General features: G+C 63.4%; 14 protein-coding genes and 1 pseudogene. 7 read left to right on the top strand and 8 right to left on the bottom strand.

Annotation, left to right across the window (positions count from 1 at the left end):
• Positions 1-50 precede the first annotated feature (50 nt).
• A complete protein-coding gene (locus BVU17_16835) occupies positions 51-2,009 on the top strand; it encodes a chromosome segregation protein SMC (protein ID AUG49239.1) in 1,959 nt (652 codons plus the stop codon).
• A 23-nt stretch (positions 2,010-2,032) separates the two neighbouring features.
• On the opposite strand, the gene BVU17_16830 is transcribed toward BVU17_16835, so the two are convergent.
• Positions 2,033-2,629: a hypothetical protein gene (locus BVU17_16830; protein ID AUG49238.1), complete on the bottom strand. Its 597-nt coding sequence runs from the start codon at positions 2,627-2,629 to the stop codon at positions 2,033-2,035.
• A gap of 350 nt (positions 2,630-2,979) precedes the next feature.
• Between BVU17_16830 and BVU17_16825 the strand changes: the two are divergent.
• From BVU17_16825 to BVU17_16815, 3 genes and pseudogenes are all read left to right on the top strand, one after another.
• Positions 2,980-3,602: pseudogene (locus BVU17_16825) on the top strand (hypothetical protein).
• 140 nt (positions 3,603-3,742) lie between these two features.
• Entirely contained in the window at positions 3,743-4,903 is a 1,161-nt protein-coding gene (locus tag BVU17_16820) for a hypothetical protein (GenBank protein AUG49372.1), read from the top strand.
• 327 nt (positions 4,904-5,230) lie between these two features.
• Entirely contained in the window at positions 5,231-5,815 is a 585-nt protein-coding gene (locus BVU17_16815) for a formimidoyltetrahydrofolate cyclodeaminase (GenBank protein ID AUG49237.1), read from the top strand.
• Here the strand turns inward: BVU17_16815 and BVU17_16810 are convergent, their stop codons facing one another.
• Positions 5,816-7,561 carry a formate--tetrahydrofolate ligase gene (locus BVU17_16810; GenBank protein AUG49236.1) on the bottom strand — a complete coding sequence of 582 codons (1,746 nt, stop codon included), beginning with the start codon at positions 7,559-7,561 and terminating at the stop codon, positions 5,816-5,818.
• A gap of 200 nt (positions 7,562-7,761) precedes the next feature.
• Between BVU17_16810 and BVU17_16805 the strand changes: the two genes are divergently transcribed.
• Together BVU17_16805 and BVU17_16800 are read left to right on the top strand one after the other, a co-directional pair.
• A complete protein-coding gene (locus BVU17_16805) occupies positions 7,762-10,161 on the top strand; it encodes a dihydropteroate synthase (GenBank protein ID AUG49235.1) in 2,400 nt (799 codons plus the stop codon).
• Between the two features lie 25 nt (positions 10,162-10,186).
• Complete coding sequence (locus BVU17_16800; GenBank protein AUG49234.1) at positions 10,187-10,420, top strand: hypothetical protein; 234 nt, start codon at positions 10,187-10,189, stop codon at positions 10,418-10,420.
• Between the two features lie 164 nt (positions 10,421-10,584).
• On the opposite strand, the gene BVU17_16795 is transcribed toward BVU17_16800, so the two are convergent.
• Complete coding sequence (locus BVU17_16795; GenBank protein AUG49371.1) at positions 10,585-10,908, bottom strand: hypothetical protein; 324 nt, start codon at positions 10,906-10,908, stop codon at positions 10,585-10,587.
• Positions 10,909-11,122: 214 nt separating this feature from the next.
• On the opposite strand from BVU17_16795, the gene BVU17_16790 reads away from it, so the two are divergent.
• Positions 11,123-11,731 carry a hypothetical protein gene (locus tag BVU17_16790; protein AUG49233.1) on the top strand — a complete coding sequence of 203 codons (609 nt, stop codon included), beginning with the start codon at positions 11,123-11,125 and terminating at the stop codon, positions 11,729-11,731.
• A 58-nt stretch (positions 11,732-11,789) separates the two neighbouring features.
• On the opposite strand, the gene BVU17_16785 is transcribed toward BVU17_16790, so the two are convergent.
• From BVU17_16785 to BVU17_16765, 5 genes are all read right to left on the bottom strand, one after another.
• On the bottom strand, positions 11,790-13,550 hold the full coding sequence (locus tag BVU17_16785) for a glycine/betaine ABC transporter (protein AUG49232.1): 1,761 nt from the start codon (positions 13,548-13,550) through the stop codon (positions 11,790-11,792).
• A 579-nt stretch (positions 13,551-14,129) separates the two neighbouring features.
• Entirely contained in the window at positions 14,130-14,573 is a 444-nt protein-coding gene (locus tag BVU17_16780; GenBank protein AUG49231.1) for a universal stress protein UspA, read from the bottom strand.
• A gap of 90 nt (positions 14,574-14,663) precedes the next feature.
• Positions 14,664-15,926, bottom strand: coding sequence for a threonine ammonia-lyase (locus tag BVU17_16775; GenBank protein ID AUG49230.1), 1,263 nt, complete (start codon positions 15,924-15,926; stop codon positions 14,664-14,666).
• A gap of 54 nt (positions 15,927-15,980) precedes the next feature.
• Positions 15,981-18,533 (bottom strand): glycine cleavage system protein T, encoded by a 2,553-nt coding sequence (locus BVU17_16770; GenBank protein ID AUG49229.1) that lies wholly within the window; start codon positions 18,531-18,533, stop codon positions 15,981-15,983.
• A gap of 216 nt (positions 18,534-18,749) precedes the next feature.
• On the bottom strand, positions 18,750-21,320 hold the full coding sequence (locus BVU17_16765; GenBank protein ID AUG49228.1) for a glycine cleavage system protein T: 2,571 nt from the start codon (positions 21,318-21,320) through the stop codon (positions 18,750-18,752).
• Between the last annotated feature and the right edge of the window lie 293 nt (positions 21,321-21,613).

The following is a 21,613-nucleotide window of genomic DNA, read 5'->3' as shown; positions in this document are numbered from 1 at the left end:
GTGCCACGCGCGTCATAGTGCTTATGCCCGTAACTCGCTCACACCGAAACATGGGTTCACTCTCGGTATCTGGGGAAGTGGCGACCGTCACCGTCGAGAAGATAGGGGGCATCGACGAGACGACAGTCGAGGTCCCGCCAGGGGTGACGGTGCTCCAAGGCCGGAACGCGACGAATCGGACCTCGTTCCTGCAGGCAGTGATGGCCGCTCACGGGAGCGAGTGGGCAAGCGTCAAAGGTGACGCTGATCAGGGGCACATCGAGTTCTCACTGGGAGGTGAGACGTACACCCGAACACTGACCAGAACCGACGACGGGGTTGTCGGGTCGGGCATCGGTCTTCTCACGGACCCGACTGTTGCGGACCTGTTCGCGTTCCTGCTCGAAGACAACGAGGCCAGGCGGGCTGTCGAGCGGGGTGATAACCTCCGAGAGATTATCATGCGACCCGTCGATGTGGCGTCTATCCACCGACAGATACGTGCGGCCGAGCAGCGCAAGGAGGAGATCGACGAGGAACTCGATCGTATCGCGTCGCTCAAGCGTGAGCTTCCCGACCTAGAACGCCAGCAGGCGGATCTACGCGAGGAAATTGCCGAGACGAGAGACGAGCTCAAGCGTGTCGAAGGACGCATCGACGAGCGGGACGTCGATTTCCAGACGACACAGAAAAACAGGGACGAACTCGAGACTGCTCTCGATGAACTCCAGGCTACTCGGTCCGAACTGAAACGCGTCCGCGAGGATATTCAGTCAGAACAGGAGAGCATTGCGGCGTTACGCAACGAGCGAGGCAACCTCGCAGTCGAACGGTCCGGGCTCCCAGACTCACCAGATGACCGACTCGAATCCCTAGATGCAGACATCGAACGACTTCGGGAACGGGAGCGTGAACTCTCAGAGTACACCACCCAACTGCAGAACGTCATCGAGTTCAACGAAGAACTGCTATCCGGCGAACACCGGGAAATAACTGATGCCATCGACGCAAAGCCCGAGAGCGTAGGTGACATCACGGAACAGTTGTACAAGGGATCAAAGACGACCTGCTGGACCTGTGGCTCGCGAGTGAAGCCGGCCCGTATCGAGTCGACACTCCAGAGTATGCGCGACCACCTTCAGGAGACGATCACAGAGATTGACGATGTCGAAGACAACCTTGACGAACTAACCGACCAGCGTGACGAAATTTCGGAGACGCGCGCGCGAGCACGAGAACTCACGGAGACAATTACGGAGGTCGATGCCGAAATCGAGCGCCGGCAGTCGGACGTAGCGGACCTCCGGGAGCGACGCGACAACCTTTCGGCCCGCGTCGAGGAACTGGAGGACCGGGTGACGACGCTCCGGACCGAGGAGTTCGACGAAGTGCTGGATCTCCATACGGAGGCGAACGAACTGGAACTGAAACTGGACCGCCTCGAATCAGAGCGGGACGAGGTGAGCGAGGAGATCGCCGACATCGAGTCAGAAATCCGTCGGAACGACGAACTAGCCGACCGACGGGAAGAGGTAGTCGACGAGCTGATCGACCTCCGGTCGCGTATCGACCGGCTCGAAGCCGAGGCGACCGACCAGTTCAACGAGAAGATGGCCGACTTGCTCGACATTCTCGGTTACGGGAACATCGAACGTATCTGGCTCGAACGGACCGACACGCCCGACGGCCCGGTCGTCGGCGGCGACGACGGCGTCACGGGGTCGACGTTCACCCTCCACGTCGTCAGGAGCACCGACGGCGGGACGGTGTACGAGGACACGGTCGGCCACCTGAGCGAGAGCGAGCGCGAGGTGACCGGGCTCGTGTTCGCGCTCGCCGGCTACCTCGTCCACGACGTGTACGAAGAGGTCCCGTTCATGCTGTTGGACTCGCTTGAGGCAATCGACGCGGAGCGCATCGCCGCCCTCGTGGAGTACTTCGCGGAGTTCCCCACCTACCTCGTCGTCGCGTTGCTCCCTGAGGACGCGCAGGCGCTCTCCGAGGAGTACACCCGGATTACCGACATCTGAGGGACTGGGTACGGCCGGGGACGCTACCGGCAGTTACAGCCGCCGCGGTCGAGGAGGTCGCTGATGCTGTGGCGCGTCCCGCAGTCCTGACAGCGGATGTCGATGCTGACGAACACGCGGTACTCGCCGACGGTGAGCCTGTCGGCGGTCTGCAGTCTGTCGACCGTGTCTCGGACGATGGTCTCGACCCGGCTGCGGAGGCGGTCGATGGTGTCACGCTCGCGCTCTACCTGCTCGGTCTCGCGGTCGGGGTCGTAGCTCGCCCCGCGAACCTCCGTCAGGTAGTAGCGAATCGCCTGGTAGGTGACGAACTCCTCTTCCAGCCGTTCGACGTCGATGCCGGCCCGTTCGAGCCGGTTCCGGGCTTCGACCCGCTTGCCCGCGCTGACGTCATCGGCCGTCAGGAGGCGATAGAAGTTCGCCGGTTCACCGTCGACCACGTCCATCCCCGCGTCGCGTATCGCGGCCACGAGCAGGGCCCGGTTGAACCGGTCAGCTAGATCACGGAGGCTCTGGCGCTCCTGACCGTCGCCGAGCCAGGCCCGTTCCAGCTCCGAACCCATCGACTCCAGACCGTACGTTTCGATTAGCCGTCCGACTTTGGACTGCGCCGACCCCATTACCGCCGGAACGCGGCGGCCCGGTTTAGCCGTTGTGTTGCGTCTCCGCGTCCGTCGGTACCGGGCAGTCGGCTCACCGGGTGGGGCCGCGACGCAAACAGTAGCCACAGAACCCGCAAATTGTAAATTATCAATGCCGAATCCAAGCGTAAATCTTCCGAAGATGTATTTATATCTACAGTGTCCGGTGTAGAATATCGACATCGGTTCAGCGCTCCAGCTATCTAACACGACCTGGTCGCTGTCAGTCTACCACGAGGATTTTATACCTGACAGCGCAAGCGGGAAGTTGCACAATGGTCCCCTTCACCCGACGTGCCCTCCTCCACAGCGCCTGCGGGCTGGCGACGCTGTTTGCCGGCTGTAGCGGGCTGTTCGAGGGCGGCACCGGCTCGACACGCACGCCGACCGAACGCAACGACGCGGCCGGTCCGAGGGCCGGCTCGGTAGCCGACCCGGACACGGTCGTCGCCCGCGTCGACGCCGACCGGAAACCGGTCTGGCTCGACGACGAACGACCGACCGAAAGCCGACGCAGAGACCGGTTGCAGTCCGAGGTTATCGACACCGCGGCGAACGCCGACCGGCTCGGCATCGCTGAAACCGTGGACCGGGAGCCAATCGAGAGTTTCCTTGCCGAGACCGACTTCGAGACCGAGACAATATACCTCCAGAACGTGAACATCGAGGAGTGTTTCCGGCTGTCGCTCTGTAGAGTCCAGTGGTCGCCGGACAGGATTTCGACCGACTACGGGCGGGTGAGCCGTCCCTACGACGAACGCTGTACGGCGGGCGAGACGGTGTACGCGGCGTGGTTCATCCGCATCCCGCAGGCGCTCGACGCCGACGAGGTCACTACGTTCTCCTCCTCTATCGGGGGCAGCGGCTGTGACGGCCCACAGATGGGTGCCGAAAGCGAAGGTGTCGGCGGGTCTGGACAGAGCAGCGTCGGTCCGGTGGTGAGCGAGCATGACTGACGATACGTCCGGGACGAGTGGAAACCGCGCGGTGATGACTCGCCGCGGGATGCTCGCGCTGGCCGGGGCCAGCGCCATCGCCGGCTGTGGCAGTTTCGGTACCACCGGGAGCGAGCCGACTATCGACGCCTACGACCTGCCCGACGTCCGCCGCAACGAGGAGCTTGAGTCACCGGTGCCCCCGTCGGTCCCGGTCGACGTCGCGGCGAGTCACTTCGAGGCCGCGCGCGAGCGGGTCCGCTCGCTCCTGGCGACGCTGCCGACGCCGCTTGGCCCCGACGAGATCCCGAACGGCCACGTTCGCCAACATCTGACCGACGCCGCCAGCACCGCCTCTGACGGCCTCGACGAGGCGCGGACGGCCCGAACGGAGTTGGTGGCGCTTCGAGAGCTCCGGTCGGCGCGCGAACACGCCCGCTACGCCGCTGCGGGCTGGAGCGTCGCCGACCGCGGTCGCACTGACGCCCCCTTCCGGGAGGAACACAGCCAGACGGTGTTGGCGGCCCGGGAAGCCATGCAGGCACACGAGTACGTCGGGACCGACCCGGTGCGCGCGGCGCTGGTCCACGCCCGCATCGAGACCGCACTCCAGCGGGCCAACGAGACGGACGGGAGGCCCAGAGCGGACTCGGAGCTGCTGGCGGTGGCCGAATGGGGCGAGCGGGCCGAGTCGGCGCAGGCGTATCTCGACGACGCCCGCCACCTGGGGTCGCAGTTCGAGGCCGCGCTCCCGGATGATTCCGGGACGCTGGAGCCGGTACTGACCGCTGGGGCCCAGACGTTGCTCGCGGCCGTCCGGGACCGGCGGGAGGACCTGCCGCCAGAAGGGACGGCCGGCGACCGCACGCCGGGGCGGATGGTCCTCGAAGACCTCCGCTGGGAGGCCGAGAACGGCACCAGCGGCCTCTCGGAGGCTATCGGGCCGGCGAGCGCCGTCGTCGACGCGACCGGTCGGCTCGCCCGGTTCCGGGCGCTCGAACGCATGGAGACGCGTCGGGAGGCCGGCGAACTCGCCCGCCCGACGGACGCGGCGGCGGTCCGGGACATCAGACGGACGGCACGCGACGCGCTCACGGCGGCCCTCGAATCGAGTGCCCCACGGGAACTGGTCCGGACGGTGCTGGTCGACGCCGGCTACGAAGTCATGAGCGCGGACCGCTACCTGTCCGAGCACCGAGGGGAGGTTTCGGCGTCCGCGCTCGACAGAAGCGTCGCGGGCTACTGGCACGCGACGGCGCTGGCCCGAGCAGCACCGCCGGCCGCACGGCAGGCCGTGCAAGCGCTCCAGTCCGACTGACGCGACAGCGTGGTCGGCGGCCGGAACCACAACGTAAGCTCACGCTGACAGTTTGTGGAAATCACAATGTTACCACTGTTATTTCAGCGACGGAGTAGTGGAAGCGGGAGGCAACAGCCGTCACAAGTGACTTGTGAGCGGCGCAAAACTCGTCATATCCCGTCACTTATATATTGGGTCCGGCGACCGGACGGGACCGTTAGACGGCTGAACCAACGGGGGCCGTCTCCGTCGGGACCGCGCCCGGCGAAACCGTTAGACGCCTGCGCCGGGACCACAGAGCATGGACAGTCGAACGCGACGGACCGGCGATTCCGGGCGAGACACATGATTGCGGACCAGTCCATCGGCGAGTTCCTCGACGCCGTGGCGTCTGAACGGGTGACGCCCAGCGGCGGGGCCGTCGCCGCTGTCGGCGGGGCGATGGGGGCGGCGCTGTGCGAGATGACCTGTGTTCACACCGTTCACGGTGGCGGGTCAGACACGGTGGAACTGTCGGCCGTGCGGGATACCCTGGCGGATAGGCGGGCGCGGTTGCTCGCGCTCGCCGCCGAGGACGCCGCAGCGGTCGACGCAGTCAAGGCCGCGTTCGCGTCGGGCGACGACGCACGGGTTCAGGCGGCGCTGGAGCGGTCGACGACGGTCCCGATGGAGACCGCCGAGGCGTGTCTGGACGTGGTCGAACACACCGTCACCGTGACGGCGGCGGGCACGCCGGTCGCCGTCCCGGACGCGGCCGTCGGGGCGCTGCTCGCGCACGCGGCGCTGGAGGGGTCAGTGTCGACGGTGCGGGCGAACCTCGACGGGCTAGCCGACGAAGCCGTCGTCGGAGAAATGGAGCGGCGAGCAGCCGAAGCGGAAGCGGCCGGCGAGGCGGCACTTAGCGCGGTTCGGGCGAGCGCGGGGGAGTAGTCAGAACAGCCCGGAGATGTTGCCGTCCTCGTCGATGTCCATGTCGGCCGCGGCCGGCCGAGCCGGCAGGCCGGGCATCGTGAGCGCGTCGGCCGTGAGCGCGACGAGGAAGCCGGCCCCGGCAGAGGGGTACACCTCGCTGATTTCGAGTTCCCAATCCTCCGGCGCGCCCTTCCGGCTGGCGTCGTCGCTCAGCGAGTGGAACGTCTTGGACATGACGACGGGGTAGTCGTCGAACCCAAGCTCGTTCATCTGCTCGATGTCGTCGAGCGCGCCGCCGGTGTATTTCACGTCGTCAGCACCGTAGATTTCGGTCGCGACGGTGTGTATCTTCTCTTTGATGGAGTCCTCGTCGTCGTACAGCATCCGGAACTCGTCCTCGTCGCTCTCCTCGGTCGCCTCGATGACGTTCTCCGCGAGGTCGACGCCGCCCTCGCTCCCGTCAGAAAAGACGTTTGACTCGGCGGCACGGACCCCGAGGTCCTCCCGGCAGTGGTCCAGCACGGCCTGAATCTCCGCGTCGGTGTCGTCCGGGAAGCGGTTGACCGAGACGACGACCGGGACGCCGAACTTCTGGAGGTTCCGGGCGTGCTTGTCGAGGTTCGAGAAGCCGGCCTCGACGGCGTCGACGCCGGCCGCGTCGATTTCGTCGTAGTCGACCGGCCACTGGTCGAGGCCGTGGTACTTGAGCGCACGAACGGAAGCCACGAGCACGACCGCGTTCGGCGTCATATCGCCCTTTCGACAGACCACGTCCATGAACTTCTCGGCCCCGAGGTCGGAGCCGAAGCCGGCCTCGGTGACGAGGTAGTCGCCCATGCCGAAAGCGGTTTTATCCGCGACCAGGGAGTTGGTTCCGTGGGCGATGTTGGCGAAGGGGCCGCCGTGGACCAGCGCGGGCGTCCCCTCAATAGTCTGGACGACGTTGGGTTTGATGGCGTCACGGAGCAACATCGTGGCCGGGCCGGTCGCCTCGATGTCGTCGACGGTGACCGGGTCGCCGGCCTCGTCGTAGGCGACGATGATGCGGCTGACCCGCTCTTTGAGGTCGCCGATGTCGCTTGCCAGACAGAGGACCGCCATCAGCTCGGAGGCAGCCGTCAGGATGAAACTGTCCTCCCGCGGGGTCCCGCCGGTCTTGCCGCCGAGGCCGACGACCGTCTCCCGGAGCGCGCGGTCGTTCATGTCGATGGCCCGCGGCCACGCGACGTTGTTGATGTCGATGTCGAGGTCGTCGCCCTGCGATATCTTCGCATCGAGCATCGCAGCGATGAGGTTGTGCGCGGAAGTGAGTGCGTGGAGGTCGCCGGTGAAGTGGAGGTTTATGTCCTCCATTGGAAGCACCTGCGACCGGCCGCCGCCCGCGGCACCGCCCTTGACGCCGAACACGGGGCCGAGCGACGGTTCTCGGATGGCGATCATCGCCTCTTCGCCGACGTGATTGAGCGTCTGGCCGAGGCCGACAGTCGTTACTGTCTTCCCCTCGCCTTTCGGCGTCGGCGTCATTCCGGTTACCAGAACGAGATTCTGTTCCTTGTTCTCGGCCTGTTCGCGGAGGCGCTCAATCGCGTGTTGTTTGACTTTCGCGGTGTATTCGCCGAAGTACTGGAGGTCGTCGAGACCGAGTCCCCACGGCTCGACCAGCTCCCAGATCGGCTCCATGTCGGTCGACTGGGCGATATCGTAGTCCGTGGGAATCGGCTCCTGACTCTCTTCGGTCGAAGATTGCTCGTCCTGTGAAGACATCTCTACTTACCCTTCCCTGCACCGTCGTAATAATGTTAGTGAACCTGACACTACCGGAATAGGATGTGTTCGAGACGCCGCCGACGGCCGACGACGACACATCGTGTTCCTCCGCTTACCGGAGTAGGTCCGAACCGACGGCGGGCGGAAAAGTCCCCCGTGGCGATACATTAATCATGCCACCGCCGACCAGTTATGGTATGGAGTACCACGAGTCGGCGGACTACTTGCAGTCGTTACAGCGTCGTCGGCCCAAGTTGGGAACCGATACGACGGCGCGGATGCTTTCACATCTCGGTGACCCGGACGACAGTTTCGATAGCGTGCAGATTGCCGGGTCGAACGGAAAGGGAAGCACCGCCCGGATGACCGAAAGCGTGCTCAGGGCCGCCGGGCTAGATGTCGGTCTGTTCACCTCGCCAGGATTGAACGGCTTCCGGGAGCAGATTACGGTCAACGGCGGTCGGGTACCGAAAGAACGGGTAACGGAGTTCGTCGAGCAGATCGAGCCCTGTATCGACCAACTGGCTGCCGAGGAGGACAAGCCGACGCATTTCGAGGTACTCACCGCGCTAGCGCTGTATCACTTCGATGTCGAGGATGTCGATGTGGCGGTGCTGGAAGTCGGCATCGGTGGCCGATACGATGCTACGAGCGCGGTCGCTCCCGTCGCAAGCGCCGTCACCAGCATCAGTTTAGAACACACCGACCTGCTCGGCGACACAGTCGAAGAAATCGCCCGTGACAAAGCGCAGGTCGCGCCGCGGGACGCCCCGCTCGTGACAGGAACGACCGGGGCCGCACTCGATGCGATTCAGGAGATTACCGATACCATCACCGTCGGCGACGACGAGGCCGATGTCACCGCTGTCGAGAACGGCATGCGCTCGGCCGTCGAGAACCGCATCTCACTCACTGGGCCGGACTGGGCTCTCGAATCGAACCTCAAGCTACTCGGACAGCATCAAGCAGAGAACGCCGGTGTCGCAGCGACGCTGGCCCGACAACTCATCGGCGTAGACACCGAAACCGTCTCCGAAGGACTGCGGGCTGCAACCTTACCGGGCCGGTTCGAAATCCGGTCGACCGACCCGATGGTGGTCCTCGATGGGTCCCACAACCCCGGTGCGATGGAGACGCTGACGGCACTCATCGAGCGATACGAGTACGACGACCTCCATGTGGTCTTCGCCGCGATGAGCGACAAGGAGTACGAGCGGATGATTGGGGCGCTGCCGGCAGTCGAGACGGCCTTTACCGCGCGACCGGAAGTCAACCGAGCCGCGAGCACCAAATCACTCGCTGCGGCGTTTGAGGGGCAAGCAACTCGGGTACAGCAGGCCGAGTCCGTTCCAGAAGCCACCGAACGAGCGATAGCTACGGCCGACGCGGACGATTTCGTCCTCGTGGCCGGCTCACTATATGCAGTTGCCGAAGCACGGGACCGCTGGAGCCGGCTCGTTGTTCCAAAGGAGAACCTCCAGCAAGCATCTACGGGAGAAGCTGATGGAGTCAAAAGTGAGCCAGAGATCCGCCAGCGGGTACTTTCGGTCACGTTGCGGCGCGACCAGGCAGGCGTCGTCACGCAGGCGTTCGAGGACTGCGGTGGCACCTGCACCCGTTCGACTGTCGGGATGCCGGAGAAGCTCGTCGACACGACCCTGTCGGGGACGCCGCGACAGTTCCGACAGCTCACTGACCGACTGGCCTCGGCAGGACTGGGGCTTGGCCGACTGGCCACGCAACTCGAAGACGCGCTAGCTGACAGATCGTTCCCGCCGCCGTTCGACACTGATGCAGCAGCCGTGATGGGGATTCTCAACGTCACGCCGGACAGTTTCTACGACGGTGGCGAGTACAATCGTCGCGACCTCGCTATCAGTCATGCGGAACAGATGATCGAATCTGGGGCGGATATCGTCGACATCGGCGGCGAGAGTACGCGCCCCGGGGCGGAGCCGGTGACCGTCGAAACAGAGATCGACCGCGTAGTACCGGTTATCGAGGCCGTTTCGTCGCTCGATGCGACTGTCTCTGTAGATACCCGGAAAGCTGCCGTCGCTGACGCGGCGCTGGATGCCGGGGCCGACATCGTCAACGACGTGTCGGGACTGTCGGACCCCGAGATGCGGTTCGTGGTAGCTGACCACGACGCGTCCGTTGTCCTGATGCACAGTCTGTCCGCGCCAGTGGATCCGGGTCGAACTGTCACATACGACGATGTCGTCGATGACGTGCTTCGAGAGCTCACAGAACAGGTACTGCTCGCCGAGCAGGCCGGTATTGACCGCGAGCAGGTTATCGTCGACCCCGGCTGTGGGTTCGGAAAGAACGCCGCCGAATCGTTCGAACTCGTCGACCGGCTCCACGAGTTCCACGCGCTCGGCTGTCCGGTGCTGGTCGGGCACTCTCGGAAGTCGATGTTTGCCGATATGAGCGACGCAGGAGCGGACAGGCTGCCGCCGACGCTGGCAACAACGGCACTTGCCGCCGAGCGTGGGGCTGACGCCGTCAGAGTTCACGATGTCTCCGAGAACAACGCCGTCCTCAAGACGGTTTCAGCGACGGCGGCTCGACCGTCCCAGCTTCGACAACAGTGATACCTGTGCAGCCCCAACAGCAGCCATGGGACAGTTTCCGGTTCAGATCGGCTCGGGCCTGCTTGAGTCCGTCGGGCAGGTGGCAGCAGTCGCTGGGACCGTTGTTCTTCTACTGATACTCGTTGGTCTGGGTGCCTTCGCGTACAAGAGCCTCGTCGGAGACGGAATCCGCTGGCCCGACGAGCGGGACGAAATGGACAGTGACGATGACGACGGCGTCGTACAGGGTAGCCGTGATGACGACTGGAAGTATTACTGACGGCAGACCCCCAACTCACGCGTCAGAGCTGGACAGCACCCCGGCCGTGATTCCGTAGTCGTGTCGCAGTAGCGCACGGTTCGCCCACGACAGCACACCGGCTGGTGCACCCAGCCTCGGCAGATAAGCAAGGCAAGTGCCTCGGGGCTTGCCCCCGAGGCGGTTCACTCGGCACTGTGGTCGTATGAGTGTTCGAACTCCCAGTGGTACCGACAGTCTGTACAGGTTGCCCACTCGGGGATATCGAACCGCTCGGGATGTCGCTGGCCGTGTTCCATCCGGCCTCGACAGACAGGACACGTGAGATACAGGAGTTTGAGGTCGGCGAACTCGTCGTGGCGGTACTCGCCGACGCACCGCGGACAGTCGATGCTGTCACGCGCGTTGTGCTGGAAGATTTCCGACTCACATCGCGGGCACTCGATCGTTGCTGGCGGCCGTCTCGCCCACCCGCTGTCACCGTCGTACGTCGTCGTCGCCGTGTCCATGCTCGACAGCCTGAACTTGTTCGGACCGTCACCCCGCCGGAGTGGGGCAGCGATCCGCTCCCCGAGCCATACGAGCTTCGAGAACAGAATCGCGAGCCATCCAGACACTATCTTATGGTACGTATTCTGATGGCTTAAATTTCCGGGCAGCGCCGACGCTGACCCGGTACTGTGCGGTCGATAGGTTTTCACGGCGACCCACAGTATGTGTGGTATGGCTTTCGACGCCGTTGTCGATATCGCGCCGACCGTCATGGGGCTTGTAGCAACTGCTGGAGAGTGCGTCGTAGGACAACTGGAGCCCAGCGTTGCCGCCGAGCTATCCAGGCCACTTCGCGGGCTCGTCTCCTTTATTCTCGTTGTCGTGTCCGGTGCGGTGATACTCCGACTGCGGCGGGCTTCTGTCGCCGATTCTATCGACGCGATATCGGCCAGCCCGGCGACCGCCGTCCTCTACGGCATCGCCGGATACGTGATATTCGGGATCGTCGGTCTCTACGGGGCCACAACCTTGGCGCGCCTCAGTGTCGCCGGCGGTGTATTCGTCCGTCTCGTCGTCCTCGCCAGTAGCGCCGTTTTCTTGTTTCTCACCGGGTTCGGGTTCCTCGTCGTCGGGACGCTCCTGACTGAACTCCTGTACCACCGTCAGCCGTCGCACGGGCTACTCATCGGCGCGTCTCTCAGTGCACTCACCTGGGTCCTGTTGTCACCTGTCGGCAGTATCGTCTCCAGTCTCGGCATCGCCGCGTTCGGAATCGGCGGCTCTGTGCGGGTCTGGATACACTCCGAACGAACGGTCGAGACAGAAGTCGACCCACGCTGACACTCTTCGTTCGAACTGTCGTTGCGGGTCGCCTGGAAAACGTCGAAAAGAGAGTTCGTCAGTCGGTCCCTGTCGCAGCGTCGTCGCTCCGTTCGGAGATATCCGTCACCATCTCGTCGCCAGCGGTCACGATGTCCATGTCTTCCCGTTCGGAGAGGTCCTGGATGGTTTCCGCAAACTCCTCGGACTCGAGTATCTGGTACTCGTTGTCGAGCCCCAGATACACCGTGTAACACATCAGACACAGGATGAGCGCGAACGGGAGTCCCGTCGTGATTGCGGCCGTCTGGAGCGCCGTCAGTCCGCCACCGATGAGCAGGATAGATGCGACAAGTCCCTCGGTGACGGCCCAGAAGATCCGTTGCGTTCGTGGAACATCGTGCTTACCGCCCGAGGTCAGGTGGTCAATGACCAGTGACCCGGAGTCCGACGACGTGACGAAGAACGTGATGACCAGCAGGGTCGCGAGCAGTCCGCTGACGACACCGAGCGGGAACTGCTCCAGCAGGGCGAACATCGCGACGGTCTGGCCGACCTCGTTGTAGGTCGCTATCGCCTGCCCGTTTCCTACGAGCGAATTGAACATCGCGCTGCCGCCGAACACCGACAGCCAGAGCGTCGAGAACAGCGACGGAAGGAACAGCACGCCCAGGACAAACTCCCGAACGGACCGACCCTTCGAAATGCGCGCGATGAACATTCCGACGAACGGCGACCACGCGATCCACCAGCCCCAGTAGAACACGGTCCAGGCGGTGGGGGTGCCGTTCGCGGCTTCGTTGAGCGTCCCGGTGAAGAACCCGAGCGCAAGGATGTTCCCGAAGTACGCGCCGAGTCCCTCGACCCACGTCCCGAAAATGTACACCGTGGGACCCACGATAGCGAGGAACCCGAGAAGCGCGAACATCAGGTAGAGGTTGAGCGTGCTCAGGCGTTTGACCCCACCGTCGAGCCCTGCCGCAACTGAGAGCGTCGCGATGAGCGTGATACCGGCGATGAGCGCGACCTGCGGCCAAGTCCCTGTCGGGACACTCACCGCACCGAGCATGTCCCCGCCAACGTAGGACAGTCCCGTATTGACCTGGGCAACACCGAGTCCCAGCGAGGTCGACAGCCCGAACAGCGTCGCGAACACCGTCACGAGGTCGATGACATGGCCCGGCCAGCCGTAGATTCGCTCACCAAGGAGGGGCCAGAATATCGACCGGAAGGTAAGCGGGAGCCCGCGGTTGAACGAGAAAAACGCGAGGCCCAGTCCAACCAGCCCGTACACCGCCCACGGGTGAAAGCCCCAGTGGAAGAACGTCTGTGCCATCGCGGCGGACGCTGCCGCACCGGTTCCGGCTTCGGCTCCGAAGAAACTCGGCGGGTTCTGGAAGTAGTACAGCGGTTCCGAGACGCTGAAGAACATGAGGCCGATGCCCATGCCGGCGCTGAATAGCATCGCCATCCAGGAGAAGTCGCTGAACTCCTTCTCGGCCTCGACGCCGCCGATCTTTATTTTACCGTACTTGCTGAACGCGAAGTACAGCAATGTGACGATGAACACGTTCACCGCCAGCAGGTAGAACCAGCCGAAGGTGTCCCCGATGGTATTGAACAGCCACGTGTACGCGGAGGCTGCTGTGTCGCCGAGCAGTATCGTCACTGCGATGAACAGCGCAATTATCGCCAGTGCCACCGGGAAGACAACTGGATGGATGTCGAAGCCAGCCGCCTGAATGTTCGTATCACCGGGCTCGCGGTCGGACTCCGGATGGAACAGCTCTACCTGGAGCCCGTCCGACATTTCGCCGGCTTGTTCGTCACTATCTGCCATACGTTACCCCTCTCGAACGTGGTACTGGTCTGTGGAGTCTCATTGTCGTAGTCTCGGTCTTGCTCTGTCACGGTCCGCTGCTACCATCATGCCAGCGATGTCCCAGCGATGGGCGTCTACAGCGTTCGCATCCTGTTTGGCTCTCTGTGCTCGCTTGCGGGCACCGTGTGCCCGCGGGGCTATTGTCGACGTATTTTATGTGCTACTGAGTCTCATACATATACACTAATGCAACTCTAATAAAACTTCACGTTAAACACCAATATATAACGGATTGAAGGCTTGTACTGCTGTGGCTTCGGAGACATCTACACTATCTAGTACATTGAGGTTTGGTACTTCCCGGTGAGCCGGTCACCAATCGCGTTCCCTGGTGGGTGTCTTTATTTCGGAATCCCGCCTATCGTCGCTATGGCACGACTTCTGGCGACGGGAGCGGCCGCGGTGGCAGCACTGCTGATGGGCGTCGGTCTCATCGGGATGACAGCTGGCGACTTTCGACTCGCAGGGTTTAGCTTCCTCAGTGCGAGTCTGGTTATCTACATCCGTGAGACACGGATAAAAAGCGCGTAACGGGTGTCAGATATCGTTAACGCTCATCCGCTGGCTGATGACTGGCACGCTCGACGTTCTGACCACCTTGTCCGTCGTCCCGCCGAGGAGGTTCCCGAGTTTCCCGCGGAACGCTGACCCCAGAACGATTGCGTCCATTCCTTCGTCTTCGGCGAACTCCACGATTTCTTCGCTTGGCGCCCCGGTTTTGAAATGTGTCTCGTAGTCGACGCCGTGTTCTTCAGCAACAGTCCCGAGACTCGCCAGCACCTCCTCGCCGTAGTTGCGATACTCCTCGCGCATCTCCTCCTCGTCATCCCTGAGTGCGAGCGCGCGCGGTGTCCCCGGGAGGTCGATGACATACAATGCATGCACTGTCGAGTCGAGCGCAGCAGCGAGTTCGATGCCGTGTTCTGCCCCTCTCCTGGCCTCGTCGCTGCCGTCGTACGGGACGAGTATGTGGTCGTACATGGTAGCTGACTCATGTGTATTTCCCACACACACCTGTTATAGGTTTCCCCGCTTATGGCGCGAGCCGTCTGTCTGAACGCCGATGCCGGCTTACAGTGCGTCGTTCTGGGCCTTGCGTGCCACGTTGTCGACGGGATAGCCCGCGTCACGAATCGCGGTGATGATCGTCTGTGCGTGCTCTGCACCGCTTGTCTCGACGTTGAACACGAGGTAGGCCTCCCCGATTTCGAGATTCTCGACGGACCGTTCGTGCCGGACATCGTGGATATTGGCCCCCTGTCTGGCGATGACACCCGATATTTCCTCCATCACGCCCGGCTGATCGTTGATGCGGACCCGGAGCTGCAGGAGCTGTTGGCGCTCTGTGAGCGCGTGGATGAGAACCTCACGCATCTGTGTCATGTCGAGGTTCCCGCCACAGAGTAGCGGCATCACCGTCTCCCCGGACACGTCGAGGCCGTCGCTCAGCACAGCGGCCACCGAGGCGGCCCCGGCGCCTTCGACGACCTGTTTGGCCCGTTCCATCAGCAGGAGAATCGCCTGTGCGATATCGGTGTCCGAAACTGTCACGACCTCGTCTACGTTCGCCTCGATTATGCCGAGCGTCGTCTCCGAGATACCGCCGGTGGCGATACCGTCGGCGATAGTGTCGACTTCGTCAAGCACGACCGGTATCCCCTTGTCGAGGCTCTCGTGGACCGTCTCCGCACCGGTCGCCTGAACGCCGACGACACGCGTCTCGGGCGAGAGGTGTTTGATAGCAGTCGAGACACCGCTGATGAGACCACCGCCACCGATTGGAACGACAACCGTGTCGACGTCGGGGCAGTCGTGGTACATCTCCGTGCCGAGGGTCCCCTGTCCGGCGATGATGTCCAGGTCGTCGTAGGCGTGGACGAACTCGGCGTCGGCTTCCTCGACGACGGCCTTGGCATGAGACATCGTCTCCTGAAAGTCGTTGCCGACCAGTTCGACGCTCGCGCCGTAGCCTCTGGTGGCGTCAATCTTCGCCTGTGGTGCGTTCTCCGGCATGAAAATCGTCGCCTCCGCCCCGCATTTCGTCGCGGCGAGGGCGACGCCCTGAGCGTGGTTGCCAGCGCTGGCGGCGACGAATGACTCTACGCCGTCGGCGACATCCTGTGAGATTTTGTTGTACGCGCCTCTGGTTTTAAACGACCCAGTCCACTGGAGATGCTCCATCTTCAGGTGTACCTCAGCGTCGACGAACCCGCCGAGAGACGTACTCCGCTCGACCGGCGTCTTTTTTACGACTGTGTCGTCATCCAGTCGTTCGCGGGCTCGTTCGATGTCTGCGTACGTGACGGGCAGCGTGTCCGATTCTGTTTGTGTCATAATTGGTATCGTTTCGGAGCGTCTGTCAAAGTTGTTGGGTCGTGTGCTGTCCCGCTATCTGATGATTCGCTCGCGGGTCGGATCGAACAGCGGCTCGTCACGCACCGTCGCGTCGTATGTCTCGCCCTCGCACTGTATCTGAACCGACGTTCCGGCTTCGGCGTGTTCGGTCGGGACGTACGTGTAGGCGATCGACTCGTCGATACTGTAGCCGTAGTTCCCGGCCTGCACGTAGCCGAGTGTCTCACCGTCTTTCAGGACTGGTCGACCGCTCAGCATGATATCTGTCGAGTCGTCGAGCGTGACCGGGGTAATTTTGCTGTCGATACCCGCCTCGCGTGCGGTTTCCAGAGCTGCCTTGCCGATGAACTCGGTGTCCATGTCGACGGCGAAGGGCAGCCCGGCCTCGAAGGGGTTCGAGTCCGTGTCGATGTCCGTCCCCCAGAGGCGGTAGCCTTTCTCTAATCGCATGGAACTGAGCGCGCCGCCGCCCATCGGCCGAACGCCGAGGTCCTCGCCGGCGTCCTGTAACGTCTCCCAGAGGCGCTGGCCGTACTCCGTCGGCGCCCACAGCTCCCAGCCGAGTTCGCCGACATAGGAGACCCGCAGGGCGATGACCGGCACGTCGCCAACGTACATTTGCTTGGCCCGGAAGTACGGGAAGCCGTCGTTGGTCACGTCCGCGTCGGTACATCGCTGGAGGAGGAGTCGGGCGTTCGGCCCCCAGAGACCGATTGTCGACTTCGCGCCCTCCTCGACGTGGACCGACACCGTCGCGGGAGCCTCGTCTTCCAGGTGACCGCCGTGGATGCCGGGGGAGTTCCCGCCGCCGGTCGTCACCATGAACGCCTCGTCGTCGAGTTTGACGACCGTGATGTCCGCGAGAATGCCACCGCCCTCGTTCAACAGCAGCGAGTAGCGGACCTGCCCGACGTCGAGATCCATGTCGTTGCTACAGACCCGCTGGAGGAACGCCTGGCTCCCCTCGCCTTCGACCATGATCGAACTGAACGTCGTCATGTCGAACATCGACACCTTGTCGCGGGTGTGGAGATGCTCCGCAGCCTCGATTTTCGAGCGGTTGATGCCCTGCCAGCCGTCCTGGTCGGGAATCCGGTCCTCGTATCTTTCGACTAAGTCGGCGTTCGACTCGTACCACTGTGGCGTCTCCCAGCCGCCGCTCTGGTAGAACTCCGCGCCGAGTTCTTTTTGCTGGTGGTAGAACGGACTCGTCCGAAGTCCCCGGTGGTCGTCGGGCTGCCACCGCGGCTCGACGATGCTGTACACCTGCTCGTAGCGCTTGGCCCCGCGGTCGACAAAGTAGTCCTTCTCGCCGGCGTGGGGTTCGAACCGCCGGACGTGGATGCCGCCAGTGTCGACCGGACCGGACGGCAGCCGCGGAACGCCGTTCTCCATCCACTCGGCGAGGATGCGGCCGTAGCCGCCGGAGTGGGTCCACCAGATAGCCAGTCCGGTCCAGAGGCCGTCGACCTGCGCTGTCTCGCCAACGGCGGGCATCCCATCAGGTGTAAAGACGAAAATCCCGTTCTCGGTGGCTTCGTATTCCACGTCCTGTGTCGCCGGGAGCAGTTCGTCGAAGGCCTGCTTGGCCGATTTGTCCCGCCCGCGGTGGGTCGGCGTCTCCCAGTGTTCCTTCGTGAACCCCCTGACCGAAGCCTGGTGTTCCTCGGAGTTTTTCCCCATCGCCTCGGGGTCGACTGAGAGTGGCTCGTGGTTGTACGACCCCATCCCGAGCGCGTCGCCGTGGGTCCGGAAGTACAGCGAGTGGTCCTGGTCGCGGCCGACCGGCCGGTGTGGCCCCTCGCTCATGTACTCCGCGATGGAGCGGTCACCCGGTACGTCCAGCCCGGTCGTGTTGTCGCCGACCGAGGTCTCGGCGTCGGCGAGTTCGTCCATCGGTTCGGTGACAACGTACTGGTGTTCGACCGGCGCGATTGGCAGGTCCAGCCCGGCCAGTTGGCCAGTCTGGTAGCCCCAGTTGTTCGTCGCGATGACCGCTCGCTCGCAGTCGATTCGCCCCTGATCGGTCTCGACAGCGTTGATTTCGCCGCCCGAAACATCCAGATCCGTGACCTCCGTGTTCCCGTAGAACGACGCCGAAGAGTTTTCCATATACCACTGGAGCGCGCCGATGCCGTCGACGCGTCCATCAGTCGGCGAGTAGTAGCCACCGAGGATTTCGTCCTCGTCGACCATCGGAAGGTGCTCGGTAACTTCCTCGGACGAGAGCAACTGCGGTTCCGGCAGCCCATAGGAAGTCGCCCACTCAACGCGCCGACGGAGGAAGTCCATGCGCTCCTCGCTCCGGGCCACTTCGATGCCACCGACCTCGTCGTAGACGCCAGCATCGGAGAGCAGTCGGCTGGTGTAGTGCGCCGTCTTCGTCTGTATTTTCGACGGCGACGTCTGGAACATGATGCCGGGCGCGTGGACTGATGACCCACCGGTGACCGGGAGCGGTCCCTGGTCGATGACGACAACGTCCTCCGCGCCGAGTTCCGTCAGGTGATACGCGACGCTACACCCGACGGCCCCGGCACCGATAACAACAGTATCCGCCCGAGACGGGGGAGTCTCTGTGCTCATGTATCTCGTTTGGGACTGTTTCTGTCACAATCTTAAATACACCGGTGGGGAGAACCACGCAAAGAGGAGATTTCCGGGTAGAGCGGCACAGTGTCGATTATTCGGCCGGTATCTGAGCGTCTGTTGTCCGTCGCAAACAGGGAGTAAACGGCCAGTCGGACTGAACCACAGCGTGTTACAATCCCGATAGAATCAGCGGCGGGTCGGAGGTTGCTCTCAGACGAGCGGCTCCTCGCGGACCGTCGCGTCGTATCGCTCCCCTTCGTAGAGGATTTCGACGCTGGTTCCGGGTTCAGCGTACTCCGGCGGCAGGTACGTGTAGGCGACACACGCGCCTTCAGTGTAGCCGTACTCGGCGCTGTGGAGATAGCCGATGGTCTCGTCACCGTCGAGGACTGGCTTGTTGTCCAACACGACGGCGTCCTCGTCGTCGAGGGTCAGACAGGCGACCTTGTGGTCGATGTTGTCGCCGTCGGCGGCCGCCGCGACCGCCTCCTTGCCGATGAAGTCGGTTTCGAGGTCGACGGCCCAGCCGAGGCCGGCCTCGTAGGGGTTGTGCTCCGTGTGGAGGTCCTTCCCCCAGAGCCGGAAGCCTTTCTCGATGCGGAGCGAATCGAGCGCGCCGTTGCCGTACGGGCGGATGCCGTACTCCTCGCCGGCCTCCATGATGTGCTCCCAGAGGCGTTCGCCGTACTCAGAGGGCGTGTACAGCTCCCAGCCGAGTTCGCCCGCATAGGAGACGCGGAGCGCAGTGACGGGGATGTTCTTGACGAAGAACTGCTGGCTCGTGAAAAAGGGGAAGGCGTCGTCCGAGAGGTCGACGTCGGTGACCTTCGAGAGGACCTTCCGGGCGTTCGGGCCGGTACAGACCATCGCCGCCAGGTTCGATGTTACGTCGTTGACGACCACGTCGTCGGGGGATTGCTCGCGCACCCACGCGACGTGGTTGTTCCCGACCTCGCGGCCGGTCGTCAGCAGGAGGTAGCGGTCCTCATCGGTCCGGGTGACCGTGATGTCGGCCCGGACGCCGCCGCCCTCGTTGCACATCAGCGTGTACTTCACGTCGCCCACGTCGATGTCCATGTCGTTCGTACAGAGGTACTGGACGAACTCACCGGCGTCGCTCCCGATGACCTCCATCTTATTGAACGATGTCATGTCGTGGAGACCGACGTTGTTCCGGACGTTCAGCGCCTCCGCGCCCTCGATTGGCGACCAGTACTTCGCCTCCCAGCCCTCGCGGTCGGGGATCCGGTCACCGTACTCCGCCAGCAGGTCGGCGTTGGAGTCGAACCAGTGTGGCTCCTCCCAGCCGGCCTCAGCCCACAGTTCGGCGTCGTACTCCTTGTGTGTGTGGTACATCGGGGTCCGACGGATGTCCCGCTGTTTGTCGGTCCAGACCCACTTGGGGTGCATGATGTTGTAGACGATGCGGTACTCCTCGCCGCCGATGTCCCGAGCGAAGTCCCAACTGCCCTCGTGCTCGTCGAAGCGGTTCACGTCGCAGTGGGCGAGGTCAATCGGGCCGTCAGGGAGGCGCGGGACGCCGTGTTCCATCCACTCGGCGAGGGCCTTGCCGGCACCGCCGGCGTGCGTGACCCAGATGGCCGCCGCCGTCCAGAGACCGTCGTACTCCTGGACCGGTCCCATCACGGGGAGGCCGTTGGGCGACTCCGCGAACATGCCGTTGTACTTGTGTTCGAGTTCCTTGCCGGCCGTCGCGGGCAACAGCTCGTCGCTGGCCTGGCGCGGGGCCTTGTCCGGCCGGTCCGGGTGGGTCGCGTTGTTCATGTGGTAGTCGGTGAACTCGTGGACCGATCCCTGCTCGCCGTCGGGGTCGTTCCCGCCGAGTTCCTGTGGGTCTGGCACGATTGGCTCGTGATTGTACGAGCCGATGCCGTAGGAATCCCCGTGGTTCCGGTAGTACATCGCGTTATCCTGGTCGCGGAGAATCGGCCGGTCTGGCCCGACGAGAAGTCGCTTCGCCTTCTCTCCGGAGACGTTCTCGTAGTTCTCGAACAGCGGGTGGTCAGTGATGTCGACCGCGCTGTCGGCCAGTTCATCCAGCGACTCCGTCATCGTGTACTGGTGCTCGACCGGCGTCACCGGCAGGTGGACGCCGAGCTTCTCGCCGAGCTGGCGGGCCCAGATGTTCGTCGCCACGACGACCTCGTTACACTCGATGGTGCCGTTCTCCGTGACGACGGCCCGCACCGAGCCGTTCTCGGTCTCCACGTCCTCGGTGCGGGTATGCGGGACGAATTTCGCACCCCGGTCCATCGCTTCCCGGGCCAGCGCGTCACAGGCGACGACGCCCGAGACCTGGCCGTCCGTCGGGGAGTAGTAGCCGCCCTTGATCTGGTCGGCGTCGACCAGCGGGAGGTGGTCGGTGACTTCCTCTGGGGACAGCAACTGCGGGTTTTCGATGCCCCAGGCCTTCGCGTATTCGACGCGGCGCTGGAGGAAGTCCATGCGCTCCTCGCTCCGGGCCACCTCGATGCCACCTGTTTCGTTGTACGCCTGGTGTCCGTCAGCCCCTTCGAGGTCCGAGTACAGCCGACGGCTGTAATCCGCAAACTGGCTGAGGACCTTCGGTTCCGCGGTCTGGAACATGATTCCGGGGGCGTGCGTCGACGATCCACCCGTAGTCGGCATCGGCCCCTGGTCAACCACGACCACGTCTTCGCGGCCGAGGTCTGTCAGCTGGTACGCGATGTTACAGCCGACGATTCCAGCACCGACGATGACGGTATCGGCATGGGTCGGCAGGCTATCGGTTGGCTCCATGGCTCTGGATAGAACGTGCTATGGCGTGGCAATATAGTTACCGCCTAACCCCTCTCCTTTGCAAAATAAAACCGAATTGTCACGTAGTGTTTCAGAATAACAGGAGTACCATTGTTAATAGATTTGGGCCCCCTGTGGTGATTGTCGCCGTCGTTCAGAAACTCCAAGTCGCGTCCGACAGACAGATTGTACTGTCACGTTATGTATTCATAATCCAGCAGAGTGTCCCCAGCGGTGCGTTCACCCCATCGACGGCAGCGTATCAGCCAGCGCTTCTGTCCTGAAAGAGAACC

The sequence above is a fragment of the Haloarcula taiwanensis genome, assembly GCA_002844335.1.
GTDB lineage: Archaea > Halobacteriota > Halobacteria > Halobacteriales > Haloarculaceae > Haloarcula > Haloarcula taiwanensis.
This window is presented reverse-complemented; position numbering and strand designations above follow the sequence as displayed.

Coding starts and splice junctions, on each gene's coding strand:
- BVU17_16835 (AUG49239.1), top strand. CDS start 51: ATGGGTTCACTCTCGGTATCTGGGGAAGTGGCGACCGTCACCGTCGAG.
- BVU17_16830 (AUG49238.1), bottom strand. CDS start 2,629: ATGGGGTCGGCGCAGTCCAAAGTCGGACGGCTAATCGAAACGTACGGT.
- BVU17_16815 (AUG49237.1), top strand. CDS start 5,231: ATGATTGCGGACCAGTCCATCGGCGAGTTCCTCGACGCCGTGGCGTCT.
- BVU17_16810 (AUG49236.1), bottom strand. CDS start 7,561: ATGTCTTCACAGGACGAGCAATCTTCGACCGAAGAGAGTCAGGAGCCG.
- BVU17_16805 (AUG49235.1), top strand. CDS start 7,762: ATGGAGTACCACGAGTCGGCGGACTACTTGCAGTCGTTACAGCGTCGT.
- BVU17_16800 (AUG49234.1), top strand. CDS start 10,187: ATGGGACAGTTTCCGGTTCAGATCGGCTCGGGCCTGCTTGAGTCCGTC.
- BVU17_16795 (AUG49371.1), bottom strand. CDS start 10,908: ATGGACACGGCGACGACGACGTACGACGGTGACAGCGGGTGGGCGAGA.
- BVU17_16790 (AUG49233.1), top strand. CDS start 11,123: ATGGCTTTCGACGCCGTTGTCGATATCGCGCCGACCGTCATGGGGCTT.
- BVU17_16785 (AUG49232.1), bottom strand. CDS start 13,550: ATGGCAGATAGTGACGAACAAGCCGGCGAAATGTCGGACGGGCTCCAG.
- BVU17_16780 (AUG49231.1), bottom strand. CDS start 14,573: ATGTACGACCACATACTCGTCCCGTACGACGGCAGCGACGAGGCCAGG.
- BVU17_16775 (AUG49230.1), bottom strand. CDS start 15,926: ATGACACAAACAGAATCGGACACGCTGCCCGTCACGTACGCAGACATC.
- BVU17_16770 (AUG49229.1), bottom strand. CDS start 18,533: ATGAGCACAGAGACTCCCCCGTCTCGGGCGGATACTGTTGTTATCGGT.
- BVU17_16765 (AUG49228.1), bottom strand. CDS start 21,320: ATGGAGCCAACCGATAGCCTGCCGACCCATGCCGATACCGTCATCGTC.